Source organism: Pantoea sp. GW821-FHT03E06 (genome assembly GCF_059420725.1).
Genome location: NZ_JBWKUG010000002.1, coordinates 89,124 through 107,919 on the forward strand (window position 1 = coordinate 89,124; position 18,796 = coordinate 107,919).

General features: G+C 52.0%; 14 protein-coding genes. 6 read left to right on the forward strand and 8 right to left on the reverse strand.

Features of this window, described 5'->3' with window-relative positions; all coding sequences use genetic code 11:
* Positions 1-9 precede the first annotated feature (9 nt).
* A complete protein-coding gene (locus AC07WB_RS20020) occupies positions 10-1,311 on the forward strand; it encodes a maltoporin (RefSeq protein ID WP_097098285.1) in 1,302 nt (433 codons plus the stop codon).
* Positions 1,312-1,408: 97 nt separating this feature from the next.
* Complete coding sequence (gene malM, locus AC07WB_RS20025; RefSeq protein WP_345830210.1) at positions 1,409-2,332, forward strand: maltose operon protein MalM; 924 nt, start codon at positions 1,409-1,411, stop codon at positions 2,330-2,332.
* A 193-nt stretch (positions 2,333-2,525) separates the two neighbouring features.
* Here malM and malQ read toward each other — a convergent pair whose 3' ends face one another.
* Together malQ and malP are read right to left on the reverse strand one after the other, a co-directional pair.
* Positions 2,526-4,583 carry a 4-alpha-glucanotransferase gene (gene malQ / locus AC07WB_RS20030; RefSeq protein ID WP_494941132.1) on the reverse strand — a complete coding sequence of 686 codons (2,058 nt, stop codon included), beginning with the start codon at positions 4,581-4,583 and terminating at the stop codon, positions 2,526-2,528.
* Positions 4,580-6,973 carry a maltodextrin phosphorylase gene (malP, locus tag AC07WB_RS20035; protein WP_494941133.1) on the reverse strand — a complete coding sequence of 798 codons (2,394 nt, stop codon included), beginning with the start codon at positions 6,971-6,973 and terminating at the stop codon, positions 4,580-4,582. The genes malQ and malP overlap by 4 nt, the downstream gene beginning before the upstream one ends.
* A 274-nt stretch (positions 6,974-7,247) precedes the next feature.
* On the opposite strand from malP, the gene malT reads away from it, so the two are divergent.
* The gene (gene malT / locus AC07WB_RS20040; protein WP_494941134.1) at positions 7,248-9,950 is read left to right on the forward strand and encodes an HTH-type transcriptional regulator MalT; all 2,703 of its coding nucleotides are present in this window, start codon (positions 7,248-7,250) and stop codon (positions 9,948-9,950) included.
* 103 nt (positions 9,951-10,053) lie between these two features.
* Here malT and AC07WB_RS20045 read toward each other — a convergent pair whose 3' ends face one another.
* Both AC07WB_RS20045 and AC07WB_RS20050 read right to left on the reverse strand, forming a co-directional pair.
* Positions 10,054-10,284: a YgdI/YgdR family lipoprotein gene (locus AC07WB_RS20045; protein ID WP_345830204.1), complete on the reverse strand. Its 231-nt coding sequence runs from the start codon at positions 10,282-10,284 to the stop codon at positions 10,054-10,056.
* Between the two features lie 20 nt (positions 10,285-10,304).
* Positions 10,305-10,538, reverse strand: coding sequence for a YgdI/YgdR family lipoprotein (locus AC07WB_RS20050; protein WP_097098291.1), 234 nt, complete (start codon positions 10,536-10,538; stop codon positions 10,305-10,307).
* 475 nt (positions 10,539-11,013) lie between these two features.
* On the opposite strand from AC07WB_RS20050, the gene AC07WB_RS20055 reads away from it, so the two are divergent.
* A complete protein-coding gene (locus tag AC07WB_RS20055) occupies positions 11,014-11,457 on the forward strand; it encodes a VOC family protein (RefSeq protein ID WP_400457207.1) in 444 nt (147 codons plus the stop codon).
* A gap of 40 nt (positions 11,458-11,497) precedes the next feature.
* Here the strand turns inward: AC07WB_RS20055 and AC07WB_RS20060 are convergent, their stop codons facing one another.
* Both AC07WB_RS20060 and AC07WB_RS20065 read right to left on the reverse strand, forming a co-directional pair.
* Positions 11,498-11,626 (reverse strand): hypothetical protein, encoded by a 129-nt coding sequence (locus AC07WB_RS20060; protein WP_494941135.1) that lies wholly within the window; start codon positions 11,624-11,626, stop codon positions 11,498-11,500.
* Positions 11,627-11,910: 284 nt separating this feature from the next.
* On the reverse strand, positions 11,911-12,927 hold the full coding sequence (locus AC07WB_RS20065) for a hypothetical protein (RefSeq protein WP_097098293.1): 1,017 nt from the start codon (positions 12,925-12,927) through the stop codon (positions 11,911-11,913).
* 784 nt (positions 12,928-13,711) lie between these two features.
* Here AC07WB_RS20065 and AC07WB_RS20070 point away from each other — a divergent pair.
* Positions 13,712-14,491 carry a hypothetical protein gene (locus tag AC07WB_RS20070; RefSeq protein ID WP_494941136.1) on the forward strand — a complete coding sequence of 260 codons (780 nt, stop codon included), beginning with the start codon at positions 13,712-13,714 and terminating at the stop codon, positions 14,489-14,491.
* 416 nt (positions 14,492-14,907) lie between these two features.
* Here AC07WB_RS20070 and AC07WB_RS20075 read toward each other — a convergent pair whose 3' ends face one another.
* Positions 14,908-15,486 carry a hypothetical protein gene (locus tag AC07WB_RS20075; RefSeq protein WP_494941137.1) on the reverse strand — a complete coding sequence of 193 codons (579 nt, stop codon included), beginning with the start codon at positions 15,484-15,486 and terminating at the stop codon, positions 14,908-14,910.
* A gap of 444 nt (positions 15,487-15,930) precedes the next feature.
* The gene (gene uraH, locus AC07WB_RS20080) at positions 15,931-16,344 is read right to left on the reverse strand and encodes a hydroxyisourate hydrolase (protein WP_494941138.1); all 414 of its coding nucleotides are present in this window, start codon (positions 16,342-16,344) and stop codon (positions 15,931-15,933) included.
* A 777-nt stretch (positions 16,345-17,121) separates the two neighbouring features.
* Here uraH and AC07WB_RS20085 point away from each other — a divergent pair.
* Positions 17,122-18,786 (forward strand): ShlB/FhaC/HecB family hemolysin secretion/activation protein, encoded by a 1,665-nt coding sequence (locus tag AC07WB_RS20085; RefSeq protein ID WP_494941139.1) that lies wholly within the window; start codon positions 17,122-17,124, stop codon positions 18,784-18,786.
* The last annotated feature ends 10 nt before the right edge of the window (positions 18,787-18,796 follow it).

The following is an 18,796-nucleotide window of genomic DNA, read 5'->3' on the forward strand; positions in this document are numbered from 1 at the left end:
AGATAGAAAATGTTAACTCTGCGCAAACTCCCTCTCGCGGTTGCTATCGCGGCGGGCACGCTCTCTGCCCCGTCAATGGCAGTCGATTTTACCGGCTATGCTCGTTCGGGCATCGGCTGGACCGGCAGCGGCGGGGAACAGCAATGTTTTCAGGCCACCGGTGCTCAAAGTAAATACCGTTTGGGGAACGAATGTGAAACCTACGCTGAACTGAAACTGGGCCAGGAAGTGTGGAAAGAGGGCGATAAGAGCTTCTATTTCGATACCAACGTCGCCTACTCCGTCTCACAACAGAATGACTGGGAAGCGACGTCCCCGGCATTTCGTGAAGCCAACGTAAAAGGTAAAAACCTGATTGACGCCCTGCCGGGATCCACCATCTGGGCCGGTAAGCGTTTCTATCAGCGCCATGACGTCCACATGATCGACTTCTACTACTGGGATATCTCCGGTCCGGGTGCCGGTCTGGAAGATGTTGACCTCGGCTTCGGTAAACTTTCGTTCGCCGCCACGCGCTCCTCAGAAGCCGGCGGTTCTTACACCTTCTCCAGCGATCGGATCCGTGATTACGCCACCAGTACTGCGAACGACGTGTTCGATGTGCGTCTGGCGGGCATTGAGACCAACCCGGACGGCGTGCTGGAACTGGGCGTCGATTACGGCCGCGCCAACGCGCGTGATGGCTATCGTCTGGAAGATAACGCCTCCAAAGATGGTTGGATGTTCACTGCCGAACATACCCAAAGCATGATGAAGGGCTACAACAAATTCGTGCTGCAATACGCCACCGATGCGTTGACCTCGCAGGGCAAAGGGTTGCCGCAGGGCACCAATATCAATAACAGCGGCAGCATGTACCGCGTGCTCGATCACGGCGCGATCAACCTCGCCGAACGCTGGGATCTGATGTATGTCGCCATGTACCAGAACACCGATCTTGATAACAACCGCGGTACCGAGTGGTACACCGTGGGCGTGCGCCCAATGTACAAATGGACGCCAATCATGAGCACCTTGCTGGAAGTGGGCTACGACAACGTGAAGTCGCAGCAGGTGAGCGAGCGCAACGGCCAATACAAAGTGACACTGGCGCAACAGTGGCAGGCGGGCGATAGCATCTGGTCGCGTCCGGCATTGCGTCTGTTCGCCACTTACGCCAAGTGGGATGAGAAGTGGGGTTACAGCAAAGACAGCGCCGGCGACTTGACCTCATTTGCGTCTAACGACAGCAGCGGCAACGGCATTTTAACCAACAGCCGTGGCAACAACGATGAGTGGACGTTCGGGGCGCAGATGGAGATTTGGTGGTAATGCTCCCGCTGATGTCCTGACTGAGACCATCTCTTTTCGGCGCGGCGCGCCATTGCCTGGTTCGCGCCGCTGCCTGACAGCTTTTTGAGGTATCACAATGAGAATGAAAAAAACGGTTTTTGCGCTCTGCCTGAGCGCGGCGCTGCTGGCTGGCCAGAGTTTACCGGCCTTCGCCGAAGTGAATCTGGTGCCGCAGGATCTCTCTGCCGCGCCAACGATTCCTGCAGCCAGCCTGCAAACGTTAAGCTGGCTGCCGGTGGATACGTCCCGCACCCAGGCCACCACGCTGACGGAAAAGGGAACGAATTTGAATGCCGCAGGCGTAACGGGAGCGGTGGCTGCCTATAGCCTGCCGGCTAACATCGGTGAACTCACCATCACGCTAAGCAGCGAAGTGCAGCAGAATCGGGTATTTGCGCCGAATGTGTTGGTTCTGGATGAGAATATGCGCCCTGCGGCCTGGTTCCCGGCACGCTTCTTCACCTATCAGCAACCGGGCGTAATGGCCGCGGATCGGCTGGAAGGGGTGATGAAGCTGACCCCTGCGCTCGGGCAGCAAAAGATTTATCTGCTGGTGTTCACCACTGATAAGGATTTGACCGAAACCACTACGTTACTGGATCCGGCTAAGGCGTACGCCAAAGGCACCGGCAATGCGATACCGGATATTCCCGATCCCATTGCGCGCCACAGCCGTGAAGGCACGTTGAAGTTGAAAGTAAAAACCAGTTCAGGTTCATCCATTTTGGTCGGGCCGTTGTTTGGTTCATCTGGTCCCGCGCCGGTAACGGTAGGAAATACCCAGCCGGTTGCGCCTGCGGTGTATCACGCAGCACCCGCACCGGAAGCCAAACGTGAACCGATCATGACCGATACCGAAGGCTATTTTAATCAGAACATTCGTCAGGCGGTCGATCAGGGCAATATCGATAAAGCGTTGAAGCTGCTGGATGAGGCCGAGCGTTTGGGCTCAACTTCGGCGAGGAAAGTTTTTATCAGCAGTGTTAAAGGCAAGGGGTAAAGCGCCCCGACAGTGTTGATTTGTTCCATCTGGTGCGCTTCGGCGCACCTTTTTTTGTTAAAATCCACACATCGCACAATTCGTAGCGGCGCCATTTATGGCGCAAAAATAAGCTCGGTGGCATAACATCGCGCGATAAATCGCGCCGCTACAAGTGAGCGCATTCTGCACTATCGCCATCCATGGCCAACATTCATTTCACTTTCCGCCGCCGCCGATCGATATCCGCCAGCAAGGCGTTAATCTGCGGGTTGGCGAACATCTCCTCCAGCGAGGCGCTCAGCTTGCGTCGCCAGTTCGGATAGTGCGTGGTGGTGCCGGGAATATTCACCGGGGCCGCCATATCCAGCCAGTCCTCGGGTTGCAATCCCAGCAGCGCGCTGCGGCTGTCAGCCAGATAGCGATGCAGCGCCGCGCTTAATGCCTGATTCATTATCGGTGTGTCAACCCGATCTAACAGATAGCCGCTGCGTTGCAAAGTCTTGAACAATGCTTGCGTGGCCGCTAAGCGCGCTTTGTGGAGCCCAGCCAGAATCTGCTTATCCGGATACAACCCAAGCTCACTCCCGAGGCGCAAATCGTCACTTTGCCACCAGCCGCGCAGCGTCGGCATATCGTGCGTGGTTGCCACCGCCATCGCCTGACGTGGCCAGTGAGAAGGGGGACGAAACGCCGTTTTTGACGTCTGTTCAAAGTAGAGCACTTTGTAGGAGTAAACGCCCGCCTGCTGCAGTTTGCCGATAATCTTTTCCGGTACCGTGCCCAAATCCTCGCCGATAACCATGCACCGATGGCGCTGGCTTTCCAGCGCGAGAATGGCGAGCAAATCGTCGATAGGATAATGAACGTAAGCGCCTTCTGCAGCGGTTTCTCCCAGCGGGATCCACCACAGTCGCAGCAGCGCCATCACGTGATCGATACGCAGTGCGCCACAGTCGCGCATATTGGCGCGCAGTAGTGCAATCCACGGCTCGTAAGCGCGGGCCTGCATGATTTGCGGATCCATCGGTGGCAGTCCCCAGTTCTGTCCCAGCGGGCCGAGAATATCCGGTGGCGCGCCGACGCTGGCCTGCAAGCAGTACAGCTCGCGATCGCTCCAGGTTTCTGCGCCACCCTGTGCCACGCCAACCGCCAGATCGCGGTATAAACCAATCGGCATCCGGTGTTTTTGACAAACAGCCCAGCAGGCAGCGAACTGGCTGGCGGCCAGCCATTGCAGCCACAGATAGAAGCGCACCTCGTAGGTATGCTCGATACGAAATGCCCGTACCACCGGGCTATCAGGTGATTGCAAGGCGGCAGGCCAGGTTGTCCAGTCGTAGCGTTGAGGATCCTCGGCGATTTGTGCGGCGTGCAGCGCATCAAAAACGCCCTGATGCAGCAAACTTTCTCCGCCTTCTGCGATAAAAGCAGCAAAAGCGTTCACTTGCTTATCGTCAGCATCGCGCTTTCTGAAGTGCTGCCAGGCAAGGCGCAGCGCTTCCAGCTTAAGGTGGGTAACGGCCGAATAATCGACCCACTCAGCATCACGCGCCGCCTGCAAAGCCTGCTGTGTCGCAGCCGAATGCCACCAGCGCTGCGCCTCTTCACTCTGCTTAAAGTCCTCTACGGCGGCGACGTCGATATACAGCATATTGAGCCAGCGACGCGACGACGGGCTATAAGGGCTGGCACTCTCCGGCAGTGCCGGGAACAGCGCGTGCAAAGGATTAAGGCCAACGCAGGCCGCGCCGCGCTGGGCTACCTCTGCCAGCATCTGCTGGAGATCGCCGAAGTCGCCGATGCCCCAGTTGGTGGCAGAGCGCAGGGTATACAGCTGAATACACGCACCCCACAACGATTGTCCCTGCGTGATGGCCGGCGGCTCATAGCAGCGAACGGGCGCGACAATAATACGGCAGTGCAACGGCTGCGGCTGCGCGTGCACAGTCAGTTGGTGGTAGCCCAACGGCAGCGACGGCAAGGCGATCGGCTGGTTGGCTACGCATTGGCCGCTCCAGCTTTCGCCCTGTTCACTCACCAGTTGCCAGGCCGCACTTACGTCAGACGCGGGCAGCACAATTTCAGCCGATTGCGCGTGCACGATCCAGACCGGCGGCAGCGGTGAGGATCTCTGCCGGCGAGGATGCATAGCCGCCAGCAGACGCTGGCGGGTAACGGCGGAGACGGATTGCAAACGACCATGCGCGTCGATGTAATCGCTGGCGATGGCAGACTCGATTTCAAATGCTGGTGTCATGGTGCTGCTCATCGCGCGGCCTGCCAGATGCGTTGCTGATAGTCTCGTATTGCGCGGTCGGAGCTGAACATACCGCAGCGCGCGGTGTTGAGGATGGCGGCGCGCGTCCAGCCATGTTGATCGGCCCACAAAGCCTCTGCCTGCGCCTGGGCGTTCAGGTAGTGGCGAAAATCGGCCAGCACCAGATAGGGATCGCCGCCCGCAGTGCTAAGACTTTGCAATAAGGGGGCGAAAGCGCTGGCGTCGCCGTCGCTAAAGGTGCCATCTTCTAACGCCTTGAGCACCCTATCGAGCTGCGGATCTTTTTTCCGCCAGGCGTCAGGCGCGTATCCATTGGCCTTCAGCGCGCGGACCTGATCCACTGTATGCCCGAAGATAAAGATATTTTCACTGCCAACCTGCTCGGCGATCTCCACATTAGCGCCGTCCAGCGTGCCGATGGTTAACGCCCCGTTGAGCGCCAGCTTCATGTTGCCGGTGCCGGAAGCCTCTTTGCCTGCCGTGGAAATCTGCTCGGATAAATCCGCCGCCGGAATCAGTCGTTCCGCCACCGACACATTGTAATCCGGAATAAACACGACTTTTAGGCGGTCGCCAATGCGCGGATCGTTGTTGATAGTGGCCGCCACTTTGTTAATGGCGTAGATGATATTTTTCGCCAGTACATATCCCGGTGCGGCTTTCGCGCCAAACAGCACCACGCGCGGCGCCAGATTGGCCTGCGGGTCGCTTACTAAGGTTTGCCACAAGGCAATGATGTGCAGCAGCGCAAGATGCTGACGTTTATATTCGTGCAGGCGTTTGATTTGCACATCAAACATCGCCTCGGGATTCACTACCACGCCGGTGCGTTCTGCAATCCAGGCCGTGAGTGCCAGCTTATTTTGCTGCTTAATCGCGCGGTATTGCGCCTGGAATGCGGCATGATCGGCGTACACCTCTAGCGCCTCAAGCTTGCTCAGATCGGTTAACCACGGCTGGTCGAGCGTTTGGCTAATCAGCGCGGCAAGCGCGGGATTGCACTGATTGATCCAGCGGCGTGGGGTGATGCCATTGGTGACGTTATGAAATTTCTCTGGCCACAGCGCGTGGTATTCGGGGAAGAGATCGTTGACCACCAGCTGTGAGTGCAGCGCGGCCACGCCGTTCACCGCAAAACCGCTGGTGACGCAGAGATTTGCCATGCGTAGCTGATTATTGTGCACCAGCGCCAGCTTCGTCCAGATCGCGTCCTCACCAGGCCAGCGCGCGTTAACTTGCTTCTTCAACTGTGCGTTTAAGGTGTTGATAATCATCATATGGCGCGGCAGTAGGGCGCGCACCATGCGTACGTCCCAACACTCCAGCGCTTCAGGCATTAAGGTGTGGTTGGTGTAGGCAAAAGTGTGCTGCGTAATCTGCCACGCGTTTTCCCAGCTCAGTTGATGCTCGTCCAGCAGCAGGCGCATCAGCTCCGGAATCGCCAGGGTCGGATGGGTATCGTTAAGCTGAATCACCTCATAATCTGGCAAAGATTCAATAGGGCGTCCGGCGCGATGATGACGGCGCAGGATGTCCGCCAGCGAGCAGGCACACTGGAAATATTGCTGCATCAGGCGCAGTTTTTTGCCGCTGTCGTGGTTGTCGTTGGGGTAGAGCACTTTCGTCAGTTTTTCAGCGTCAATGCCGCGCTGCTCGGCCCGCAGAAAATCGCCGTTATTGAAGCGTTGCAAATCAAACGGTTGCGCCTGTTTCGCCTGCCACAGGCGCAGAGGCTGCGTCACGCCGTTTTGGTAACCCACAACCGGCAGATCCCAGGCTTCCCCCAATATCTGCACCGCGGGTTCCCAATGTGGAACACCGTTCTGCGTGATGACTTTTCCGCCCAGCTTAACCTCTACCGTGAGCGCCGCATTGTGGTTAAACCAGGGATAGCGGTCGCGCTGCCAGTTATCCGGTTGCTCCTGCTGGGCGCCATCAACAAAATGCTGGCGGAACAGTCCGTACTGGTAATTAAGGCCGTAGCCGGTGGCCGACTGTCCCACCGTCGCCATTGAATCCAGAAAACAGGCCGCGAGACGCCCCAGACCACCGTTACCCAGCGCCGGATCGATTTCACGCTCTTCCACGTCACTCAGTGAGATACCCCACTCGGCTAGCGCTGCATTGACGTCGTCATACCAGCCAAGGTTCAGCAGATTGTTGCCGGTCAGGCGGCCCAGCAAAAATTCCATAGAGATGTAATTCACATGACGCTGTGAGGTGGCCGGTGGCGCTGCGGGCCTGTCGGCCAGCATATCGGCCAGTGCACCGCTGAGCGCCTGCCACCACTGATCCGGCGTCATCTCTTTTGCATCCTGCAGACCAAATCGTTGCCACTGGCGGGTCAGTGCGTGTTTAAAACGGGTGCGATCAAATTTCATAACCAGGTTATCCAGTACGAGAGGAAGTACCTGCCATTCTGCGCGACGGGCTGTTGGCGCTCCTCCTCCTGCGAAAAATTCAGGGGGGAGGATGATCGGGGTGGAGAGGCTGAGGGAAATCTGAAAGCGTGGCAGGAATGTGATAACCCTCGCTTTTGTTAAGATTGCTTTATGGGTTCGCTTGCAATAGGTAAACGAATATCTGAACGTATGTGACTATTAATTACGAAGCGTAAAATAATGATGCGCCACGTTAAGGGAGAAACGTTCGCCGATGTTAATACCCTCAAAACTCAGCCGTCCAGTCCGCCTCGAGAGCACGGTAGCGCGTAATCGCCTGATTCAGAAACTGAGCGCCGCGGGGAATTATCGTCTGGTGCTGGTAACCAGTCCGGCGGGATATGGCAAAACCACGCTGATATCCCAATGGGCAGCAGGCAAGCCCAATCTTGGCTGGTATTCACTGGATGAGGGCGACAATCAGCCTGAACGTTTCGTTGATTACCTGATTGCGGCCCTGCAGCAGGCAACGCTTGGCGGCTGTGCCCGCAGCGAAGCACTGGCGCAGAAGCGGCAATACATCAACCTCAACGCCTTGTTTGCTCAGCTGCTCAGTGAACTGACGTTGTGGCAGCAACCGGTGTGGTTGATCATCGACGATTATCACCACATCACCAACCCTGCCATCCATGATGCGATGCGCTTCTTCTTACGTAATCAGCCGGAGAATGTGACGCTGATTTTGCTGTCACGTAATTTGCCACAGCTCGGTATAGCCAATCTGCGCGTGCGCGAGCAGCTGATTGAATTAGGCAGCCAGCAGCTGGCATTCACTCATCATGAAGCTAAGCAATTTTTCGATTGCCGCCTGAGCACGCCTTTGGCGTCGGATGAGAGCGGACGCTTGTGTGATGATGTCGCGGGATGGGCAACGGCCTTGCAGCTGATCGCGCTCTCCACCCGCCAGGGTGCCGGCTCGGCGCAGGACTCCGCGCGTCGTCTTTCTGGTATCAACGCCAGCCATTTAGCTGATTATTTGGTTGAGGAAGTGCTGAATAACGTCGATAACGCCACGCGTCAATTTCTGCTGAAAAGTGCGCTGCTGCGCTCCATGAACGACACGCTGATCGCCTGCGTAACCGGGGAAGAACAAGGGCAGATGCGGCTGGAAGAGATTGAGCGGCAAGGGCTGTTTTTACAGCGCATGGATAACTCAGGCGAATGGTTTAGCTATCACCCGCTGTTTGGCAATTTTTTACGTCAGCGCTGTCAGTGGGAGCTAGCGGCAGAACTGCCCGCGCTGCATCGCGCGGCGGCTGAGAGCTGGATGACGCTGGGTTTTCCCGGTGAAGCCATTCATCATGCGCTGGCCGCCGGTGATGCGCTGATGCTACGTGATGTTTTACTTGAGTATGCCTGGGCGCTGTTTAATCAAAGCGAGCTTACGCTGCTGGAGACGTCATTAAAGGCGCTGCCGTGGGCGATCCTGCAGGAAAACCCCAAGCTGCTGCTGCTTCAGGCCTGGCTGCTGCAAAGCCAGCACCGTTTTTCCGAAGTGAACACGCTGCTGATGCGTTTTGAACAATCCTGCAGCAGCGAAATTGACGATGCGCTGCGTGGGGAATTCAATGCGCTACTGGCGCAGGTTTCCATGAATGATGGCAATGCCGAGGAAGCCGAACGTCTGGCATTGCTGGCACTCAATGTGCTGCCGCAGAGCCGTCAATACAGCTGCATTGTCGCCACGTCCGTGCTGGGTGAAGTGATGCACTGCAAAGGTGAACTCAGCAGCTCGCTGAAGCTCATGCGCCAAACGGAGCAGATGGCGCGTCGTGAAGAAGCGTGGAATTACGCGCTGTGGAGCCTGATCCAGCAGAGTGAAATCTTATTCGCGCAGGGTTTCTTGCAGTCTGCGTATGAGATGCAGGAACGAGCCTTTGCGCTGGTTAACGAGCAGCATCTGGCGCAGTTCCCAATGCATGAATTTCTGCTGCGCATCCGGGCGCAGCTGCTGTGGGCCTGGGGCCGGCTGGACGAAGCGGAGCATGCCGCGCGCGAAGGGATTAAAGTCCTGAAAGGGTATCAGCCGCAGCAGCAGATTCAGTGTCTGGGTTTGCTGGTGCAGTGTTCGCTGGCGCGCGGCAATCTCGATAACGCGCGCAGCCACCTGAGTCGTCTTGAGAACCTGCTTAACAATGGGTCATTACACAGCGACTGGATCGCCAATGCCGATAAAGTCAGAGTGATTTTTTGGCAGATGACCGGCGACAGCCAGAGCGCCAGCAACTGGATGCGGCAGACGGCGAAACCTGAGTTTGCCAATAACCATTTCTTACAAGGGCAGTGGCGCAACGTGGCGCGCGCACAAATTTTGCTGGGGAATATGAGCCAGGCCGAAGTGGTGCTGGATGAGCTGAATGATAATGCTCGCGCGCTCAACCTGATGAGCGACATGAACCGCAACCTGCTGCTGTTGAACCAGATTTACTGGCAAAGCGAGCGCAAAGCCGAGGCGCAGCAGGCGTTAACAGACGCGCTAAAACTGGCGCGCAGCACCGGTTTCGTCAGCCATTTTGTTATTGAGGGAGAAGCGATGGCGCAGCAGCTGCGACAGCTCATCCAGCTCAATACGTTGGATGAGCTGGATAATCATCGCGCCAGACGCATTCTGAGTGAGATCAATAAATATCATCGTCACAAGTTTGCCCACTTTGATGAAGGTTTTGTGAGTCGATTGCTTAACCATCCTGATGTACCAGAGCTTATCCGCACCAGCCCGCTCACCCAGCGAGAGTGGCAGGTATTAGGGTTGATCTATTCGGGCTACAGTAACGATCAGATTGCCGGCGAACTGGATGTTGCCGCCACCACCATCAAAACGCATATTCGCAATCTTTATCAGAAATTGGGCGTAACGCATCGTGCAGACGCCATGAATCAGGCGCAGGCCATGTTGAGGATGATGGGATATGTATGAGAGCGATGATGAGCGGAGAGCGAACGGATATTTAGCTACGAGGTTTTAATTTCGCTCCGCTGTATGGGATTTTCCCATACAGCGGGCGCTTTACTACATAAACCTATTTTTTCGGGATCTCGGAAATTTCTTTCACATCACTCTTATTCATTTGCTGCTTGACGCCGTTGGCATCGGTGTAACCCAGCAGACCGGTTTCCGCATCTTGCGGTTTACCATCGGCCACGATAGTACGACCATCGTTGGTATGGATGGCGTAAGAGGTGCGAGTACAACCCGTCAGGGCGGATAGTGCCACAACTGCAGCAATTGAGATCAATAGGGCTTTTTTCATCACTCTCTCCAGGCGCGTTATTAGTTATCCAGTTCGCTCATGTTGGTAATCTTGTCGCGATTAATCTGCTCAGTTTTACCCGTTTGCGCATCTTTGTAAGAAACCAGGCCGGTGTCACTGTCAATTTGCGGCTTGCCAGAAGTGACGATAGTGCGCCCGTCCGTTGTCTTGATTGCCTGATTAGATGAGCAACCTGCCAGGGTTAAAGCCACAAAAGAGCCCAGAAAAGCGGTTAACAGCACTGTTTTTTTCATCGTAATGAGTTCCTTTCAGAAATAATTTTAACTACTCAACTAGCTTAGAACATATTTCACAAACAGCCAGGCGAGGGAGCAGAACATGGCACGAACTCCTCATTTCGGCTATAAAAAACGCGCCGATCCTTGCACCGTTTTCGTTTTGAGCAGGAAATCTACCAGACAATATTACTTAACAATATAATGATAACCTTACGTAAATAATCCATGCGGAGCTGATTATTCAAGGGCGGATGATGAATATTAATCTGAATATATCAATACAGAATTCATGATTAAAACTTTATATTTTGGTTAGGTAAGATTTTTGGGTTATTTAAAAAAATAAAGCGAGAAATGTCGTGTTTAAATACATGCCGCACCTGATGTGAGAGATGCATATTGTGGAGCCAGAACGTAAAAGCACCTGAGAACAAATGCTATTAATGATTTATGGCATATTCAAATCCTGCTTATTTTAAAGGAATGGAATATGTTGGAACACGATATTGGTTTTAGCCATATAGCGCTGCAAGTGAGAGATATAGAAAGTAGCGTCGATTTCTATCAGCGTTACGCCGGAATGCAGGTGATCCATGAGCGCGAACCTGGGATTGCAGAAGCGCAAAAGGTGGCATGGCTTTCCGATTTGACCCGTCCGTTTGCATTGGTACTCGTGCAGTCTCAAACTACTGTAGATACCCCGTTGGGACCTTTTGGTCACATTGGCGTCGCCTGTAAAACCAGGGAAGAAATTGATGCCAAAGTGGCTTTAGCGGAACAAGAGGGCGTTTTACGTCGTCCAGCGCAGCAATCATCAGCACCGGTAGGTTACTGGGCATTTTTTGCCGATCCTGATGGCAACACACTTGAGCTTTCACACGGTCAACAGATTGGTTTGGAGATTATCACTCACCGTCTTTCAAATAGAGATTGATCAGCGTGTTACTCGTAAGAGCGACATTCGACATCGGCTGTTAATTACTGCTGCGCCTGTCTGGCGGCATCCAGCCTTTGCCCGCAAAAAACGCTACGAAGGCTGGGTTTGCTGGCGGCTCAATTAAACGGCCGCCCGCTTCCGCACTGGGCGTGTAGCCGAGCTTCATTTGAACGGCTCCCGTATCTGTCCGCTTTGTGCCAAGAACAGACCTTAGTGGCTTGGCAAGTGTGAGCCTTTGAATATCGCCTTCGTGCTATACAATAGGCGTCTGCATTTTCGACGCACGAGCAAATTGTGGCTTTAGTTGTCTAATACCAATGCTTCAACACTGATTCTTCGCCAAACAACGCATCGTAGAACACTAGTTGGATTCCGCAGGCTTACACAAACAGATAGCGCTAACTGCTAGGCGGCCCACTAGACGAACATTCATCCTCACATGAGGTATAGTTATTCGATGCCCAGTACAAATGGCATCAACATATCTAGCTTTATTTTCATGTCTACAGTTACCGAAGCCGCATTAGCCTGCGGCAAGGCAAGCCATCTGTTTACGGCATCGGAGTTGAATCGCTGTTGACTTAGAAACGAAGATACAGACGTTTCCCAGGTAAAGAGTTCACCCGTGCAAAGTTCGACGGACAGCTGAGAGCAGGCTCGCTGAATAGCCATTCCCAAACCGACGTAGCGGAGAAGCTCACGTCGTACATTTTCATCTTTTTGCTTGCTTGACACATCCAGTTTCGGTTTCGGTCCAAAGTACACTCCGGTAGTACCTGGTTGTAATGTTGGGTCACTAGAAAAATAAACCGGGACTCCCATCAATTTAAATGCCGCCGTCAAAATTTCATAGCTAATGTCTGATCGACTCCAACGGCCCATGTGGGGTGGTACTTTCGGCAAACCGACCAGATCATCGCCACGGCTTACAATCGATACGCCCTCAACTGGCAAGGATGGTTGCATTGTGACTACAGTGTCCGAATCGATTTCCCAGCCAGCTTCGCTTAACAATCGCAAAAAATTACCAGCAGCCACGCACGATGATTCGCTCCACTCAACACAACCGATGCGCAGCTTATCCCGCTGACCAAACTGTCCTGTTCGAAATAATTCGAGGTATCTATCGCGATTGGAACTATTAACGGCATATGTATCAATCATCGTAGGCGGTACAGGTTTACTTGCAGATTCAGGATTTTGTTGAAGCAAAGCTGGGCTTTTGAAATACACTATAGCGAAGATCGCCGCTGCGCCAGATGCTCTTAACCACCCTTTAAATTTTACTTCCAGGAGACCGGGCAGAACTGCACCAATACATCCAGCAGCTAGAGCCAGAACTATTCGGTAAACTGTATATTGGTAAGATGTTGGATTGGGAGTTGTGAAAGTAGTTATGAGTATGGCAACTATCGCCACAAGCGCAAAACTATACCTAATGTACTTGTCTATCTTTACACTGCTCATTTTAATTTTGACACCTGTATCAAATCCATAAGTCGAAAACCCCGCATTAACCTGCTCCCCATTAATTAATACAGCTTGATACTCGTGATGAGGCTAATGGCTTTGGTGATGATTGTAACTGTCCGTTCCTCGCTGATAGCTGCCGTTTAGATGCCGAACATTACCTACTGCGTATCTGTAGCGAAGCTACCCGCGTTGGACAGAATAAACTGTCTGTCCGGGTGCGGCTGAAATTAAACGCGGGGCAGAAAGAAGGCCGCTGACGCGGCCTATTTTTGGATTAGCCAGCTGATTAAAATTCTGCGTTACAGTAACCCCCTTCACTTTACCGTACTCTACAGAGTTAACAGCACCACATCGGCAACATTTAATCTCGTCATCGTAAGTGAAGGCTGTTGTGTCCTCTCCGGATGCGCCGTTATTGACCCGATGAAGTTCATCAAAATTGACGCCGTTCATCTGCCCGCACTCACTGCACTTTAGTTCAATCATTTTTTTACCAAGGCTTTAAACTGGCTTCGATTCTACTTGAGTAGAGCTGATGCAGCCAGCCTCGCTGGCCAGAATAACCTGAACGTCCAACGTGGCGCGGCGATTGCTTTTGCCCTGAACTAGCGTTACTGAATGTCCGCTCTGTGCCAGAAGCGGACGTTGCAAACAATAGGAGCTGTCTTCAGGTCTGACTTAAGGTTTTCGCTCATGATTTTAGTCCTCCAGGAATCAGGGGCGATTAATATTTTATTTTTTTAGCGTGTATGAGACCATGTAGAGATGGTATTTATAAATGCAGGTTAAGGAAAAATTTTTGCGTAATAATTTTTCTAACAATCTACTTTATTTTTTCAAAACAAAGTGGATTAAATATGTTGTTCCTAGCGCGGTAGTTACAGTTGCGATTGCAACTGGCATTAACGCTATCCATGATAGCTGGAGCATGATATCTAATGTATTCCGTCCTGAACCGCTAAAAGTTATCAACGCTCGCCTTCAACCTTTCAGAATATCGCCTTTAGTGAGACATTCCGTTGATGATGCTTTTCTTATTCTAACTGTCAGGAACTATGGCAAGGAGCCGCTTATGTTAATTAGCGCCGATGCAGACATAGTGGGCGGTATGTATTCAGGGAAAGGTAAAGCTGGTTCACAAGGGAAATGTGTATTCGGTGCAGATGCTAACGTGAATACTCCACTGACTATTAGACCTGGCGATACCGTAGAAATTGAGATAGGCGGTGCAATCCGGCTTGAAAATTTGCACAACCTGATGGATCTCCTTCCTGCAAGTCAGATACATGTATTCTTAGACGATCCTATTGGAATACATGAAACATTTTATGTTGACTACCTTAATAAGATTTTTGAAAACTATTATGGCGCCCACACTGAAGTTGTTGCCAATCTTTTTACTGGCGAAAGCAGTGATAAACATACCTTCAACTTCAAACTATCACAGGGAAAGGATCTTTTTTCAAAAGATGGGCATCTGCATCATGACTGGTTAATCGCTAGGTGGCTAGGCCCGCCATTAAAAATGTCTACTCAGAAAAAAGATGATTGTACCTAGTCCCTCTACCGGTTCGCTAATCATCAATACTGATCCTGTTCTGCATACCTAACACTCTGACGGCGATTTTTTATAATATGTTCATTAAACCAAAGCATGAGTACTAAAATGCACAATTTGTTAAGTATCACCTATTCCCAGTAGATATACACGGTTTGGTTAGCAAGATCCATGGCGACTCAATTACGAATGTCCGCTTCTCGCTCATAGCAGACGCCATGTTCCTTGGGCCTGGCCCTTTTGCGCCAGAAAAAGAAGGAGTACATGGGGGGATATTTAATGTGGTAGTACTACCTTGTCATCATGTTTTTGACATCCGCAAATTGCTCAAAACTGCCCATTTGAATCTCAATTGATTACTCAGTGCCAAGCATCATTCATTTTTCATAAGCTTTTTTCCGTTGCGTAATCTGGACTTAAATTTTTGACTGAACAGCGTTGAGCGTTCTTTTTCGGATCCAGCCACTTCCTGCACGTATCGCCAGCCAGTAAGCGGCCATTTTCATCTGAGTAATTTTATCCGGGCAGTAGATAAACGTTTCAGTACATAGCTCATATTGAGCTTCCTTTAATTCCGCTACCCGATAACGTAATAGAAGCTTTGCGCTTCCCGGTGGGACCGCCGCCAGGTAAGCGTTGGCATCAGGCACGTTTTCCAGACCAAAATCTGCACGCCAGAATTTTCCGCGTAAGCCGTAACAAAGCTCCGATGCTGACTTTTCCAGAAGAGTAAAGCTGTGTAGTCCGAAGCGATTTACCACCTGACCTTTCTTTCTGAACCCAACATTTTGCGGGAGTTGCCGCACAAACATCATTAGCCGGATAACGGCATCTTGCTGAATGTCGAATTCAGTAACCAGGGGCAGGATTTTATCAGGTGAATTCGTCTTAATAACGGCGCAGTGTTTTTCATGAAATTGGAACTGAGGTAGCAAAGCGGGGACATCATGCCATTCAGCAAGCGCTTTGCGACTAACAAACCCAGGATTTAGCATATGACTTCCTTGTGATCTCAAAAATTCATTTACAACTACATTTGCCTGAATATCGTCAATAAGTCCCCGCCCACCGCGACGTGCTGGCGGCGATCATCGTCCAGCAGACCTTGCCGTTTAGGAGCAAGATAATTTCACTACCTGCTTTACGCAGAATGCCCCAATCCTGATATGCCGGCCAGAGCACCGGCAAACTCTATCAAGGGAGCGCCTACTTATCGGGCTCAACCAGCACTTTGCCATGGTTAAGTATGTTCCCAACCTTCTTACTTACAGGGTGCCATGTAACATCCTGCTCCGGAAGCGCTACATCATGTGCGATTTTTTCCGTTTTCTTTCTTCCATTCGAACCAGCCGTTGGCTGGCACTATGGCGCGACCATGTCTGCGCGGAGTAATATTGTCGCCAGCAGTATTACTCCGTCAAAAAAAGTGGGAGTTGCGCTTAATTACCGCGATAAGTTGAGTAGCCAAACTGGCTAAGCAGTAGTGGAATATGATAGTGCTGATCGGCTTTATCCAGAGTGAATATCACTGGAATTTCCGGGAAGAATGTTGGCTCACCGCTTTTTTGGTAATAGTCGCCGGTTTTGAAAATGACACGATAAATCCCCATTTGAGTTGCCTGACCAGTAGGATAAAGCGCTGAAATGCGCCCTTGTGCGTTGGTGGTTCCTTCGGCCAGTTTTAACCACTCATTTCCTTTTTTTCTATCCAATTCGACCTTAATGCCTGCGGTCGGGACGCCAGTCTGTAAATTCAGTACATGCACGCTTATCGGATTTATCATTTCTGCGGCAAATCCAGAGACGCTGAACATACTCATCACGCTTCCCAGTAAATAATGCTGAAACTTCATATCATCTTCCTTTAGATCAATTGGTGGCGGAAGGATATAACCAAACGAATATGAATGATCAAATCGGAATAGAATCTCTGAAATTTCCTGGAAGGAACGGCCGGTGCGGACTCAATCTGACAATGTTGAGCATGTTTAGAATTCATACATTCTCATTTGTTGCGGGCTATCTTCCCAATAAAAGGTATCGATGACGGGAAAAAAATGAGTAAGCACCTTTTTCTATGCCTGTTGATAATATCACCCTGTTTTCCTATTTTTTAATGTCAACAGGAATCTCATTAATCTTATTTAAGAATAACACAATTGGTAAACTGGCAAAAATCTCCATCTGATGACTTCCTGACAATCCAATGATGTTCAAAAGCTGTTCTTTTATTAGGCCATCTTTTAATGTTCGAAGCTCAAATAATCTGTCTTCCTGCGAATTTTACACCGTCTCATGCAGGTTCCGACTGGCACCAGAATGAACTTTTGATCGCCTAAATAGGCTATCGCTACGGTTTACCTAATCATTCAGAGACGATGTGCGGTTAATTCCGCTTCAGGTACTAATGGAAAGGGGGGGGGAATATATCTGGGTAATTTCAGCTTTTCTCACTGTACGGAAACAACCCTCTTTTTATTTGAGTTAATCCAAAGCAAAAAGCCGATCTAATTAATATTAAAAAATTATTTTCGTTTTATATCGCCTTCAGGAACTTTCTCATTGTTTAGGTGATATTCTGCGCGAGCAAACTTACAAAATATTTACAATTAATTTTACTTAAGTCTTTTATGATGGCAAATACAGGGAAGTTCCTGGCGCTATGCGTCAGCTTATTGACTGCATCAGCAGTTGCGGCACCGTTAAATCCGGGTGATCGTGATTACATCCAGAATCAGCAGCAACAGCGTCTGCAGCAGGACCAGCAGCAGCGGAATGCATTGTGGAACACCGCCACGGCGCAGAGTACGCCATTAGCGGGCTCCAACCCGTCAGGACCGTGCTTTCCCGTGCAGAAAATTATTATTCAGCACGCCACGCTTATCTCTGCAGGCCAGCAGCACCATCTTATTGCGCCTTATATTAATCGCTGCCTGAATTTAACGGAAATTAATTCGCTGGTACATGCCGTTTCTGACTGGTATATGCAGCGGGGCTATATTACCAGCCGGGCATTTTTAACCGAGCAGGATTTATCGCAGGGCCAGTTAATTATTCCGGTGCTGGAGGGGAAATTAGACGCCATTCGTTTAGACGGACAGCATCCGCGTGCTCTGCAGATGGCCTTTCCGGGGCTCGAAGGCAGAATCCTCAACCTGCGCGATATTGAACAGGGTATGGAGCAGATTAACCGCGTGCGCAGCAAGCCGGTGCAGATTGAAATCCAGCCGTCGCCGAAAACTGGCTATTCGGTGGTGAACCTGACGGCTGAACCTGAGTTTCCGTTGAGCGCGTCGTTCGGATTCGATAACAGCGGCCAGAAGAGCACGGGCGTTGGGCAGCTTAACGGCGCGCTGACCGGCAATAACCTGCTGGGACTGGCCGACCGCTGGTTCATCAGCGGCGGGCGCAGCAGCGCCTTCAGCGACTGGCGTGATGCGCAGAACCTGCAGGCGGGCGTCAGCGTACCGTACGGCTACGGCCTGATCGACTATAGCTACAGCTGGAGCAACTATCACAGCAGCTTCGTCAACAACGGCTTCACGTGGCTGAGCAACGGCGACAACGTCGCGCACCGGATTAACGGTTCGTGGGTACTGTTCCGCAATGGCGATATTAAAACCGGCGTCCAGCTCGGCTTCAATCATTACTCCAGCCACAACTACCTCAACAATACTTTGTTGCAGAGCAGCAGCCGCAAGATCACCAGCACGCAGCTGGGAATCAATCACACCCAGAAAATCCTTGGCGGCGTTGCCACGCTCAACCCGGCTTTCAGCCGCGGTATGCCGTGGTTTGATGCCGAGGATGACGCGGGCAAAACTGGCGACCTGCCCAAAGCACAATTCCGCAAGTGGAGCATCAGCGGCAGCTTCCAGCGCCCGCTGGCTAACAATCTGTGGCTGCTGAGCAGCATTTACGGACAGTGGTCGCCCGATCGGCTGTACGGCAGCGAGCGTCTAACGCTTGGCGGCGAAAGTTCGGTGCGCGGCTTTAAAGAACAGTATCTCTCCGGCGACGCTGGCGGTTACCTGCGCAACGAGCTGAGCTACAGCCTGTTCACGCTGCCCGTTATAGGCGACGTCAGCGCGCTGGCCGCCATTGACGGCGGCTGGTTAAAAAGCGATGCGCAGAACCGTGAATCCACCGGCACGCTGTGGGGCAGCGCGGTGGGCCTCAGCACGCGCGGGCGCTATTTCTACACCCAGTACACCGTGGGCGTTCCCCTCAGCTATCCCGGCTATCTGCAGCCGGATCACATCAGCATTTACGCCCGCGTCGGGCTGGTTTTCTAAGAGGCAAAGA

Excerpts from the sequence above, each read along its gene's own strand:
- AC07WB_RS20020 (WP_097098285.1), top strand. The coding sequence starts at position 10 with ATGTTAACTCTGCGCAAACTCCCTCTCGCGGTTGCTATCGCGGCGGGC.
- malM (WP_345830210.1), top strand. The coding sequence starts at position 1,409 with ATGAGAATGAAAAAAACGGTTTTTGCGCTCTGCCTGAGCGCGGCGCTG.
- malQ (WP_494941132.1), bottom strand. The coding sequence starts at position 4,583 with ATGAGCAGCACCATGACACCAGCATTTGAAATCGAGTCTGCCATCGCC.
- malP (WP_494941133.1), bottom strand. The coding sequence starts at position 6,973 with ATGAAATTTGATCGCACCCGTTTTAAACACGCACTGACCCGCCAGTGG.
- malT (WP_494941134.1), top strand. The coding sequence starts at position 7,248 with ATGTTAATACCCTCAAAACTCAGCCGTCCAGTCCGCCTCGAGAGCACG.
- AC07WB_RS20045 (WP_345830204.1), bottom strand. The coding sequence starts at position 10,284 with ATGAAAAAAGCCCTATTGATCTCAATTGCTGCAGTTGTGGCACTATCC.
- AC07WB_RS20050 (WP_097098291.1), bottom strand. The coding sequence starts at position 10,538 with ATGAAAAAAACAGTGCTGTTAACCGCTTTTCTGGGCTCTTTTGTGGCT.
- AC07WB_RS20055 (WP_400457207.1), top strand. The coding sequence starts at position 11,014 with ATGTTGGAACACGATATTGGTTTTAGCCATATAGCGCTGCAAGTGAGA.
- AC07WB_RS20060 (WP_494941135.1), bottom strand. The coding sequence starts at position 11,626 with ATGAAGCTCGGCTACACGCCCAGTGCGGAAGCGGGCGGCCGTTTAATT.
- AC07WB_RS20065 (WP_097098293.1), bottom strand. The coding sequence starts at position 12,927 with ATGAGCAGTGTAAAGATAGACAAGTACATTAGGTATAGTTTTGCGCTT.
- AC07WB_RS20070 (WP_494941136.1), top strand. The coding sequence starts at position 13,712 with ATGCAGGTTAAGGAAAAATTTTTGCGTAATAATTTTTCTAACAATCTA.
- AC07WB_RS20075 (WP_494941137.1), bottom strand. The coding sequence starts at position 15,486 with ATGCTAAATCCTGGGTTTGTTAGTCGCAAAGCGCTTGCTGAATGGCAT.
- uraH (WP_494941138.1), bottom strand. The coding sequence starts at position 16,344 with ATGAAGTTTCAGCATTATTTACTGGGAAGCGTGATGAGTATGTTCAGC.
- AC07WB_RS20085 (WP_494941139.1), top strand. The coding sequence starts at position 17,122 with ATGATGGCAAATACAGGGAAGTTCCTGGCGCTATGCGTCAGCTTATTG.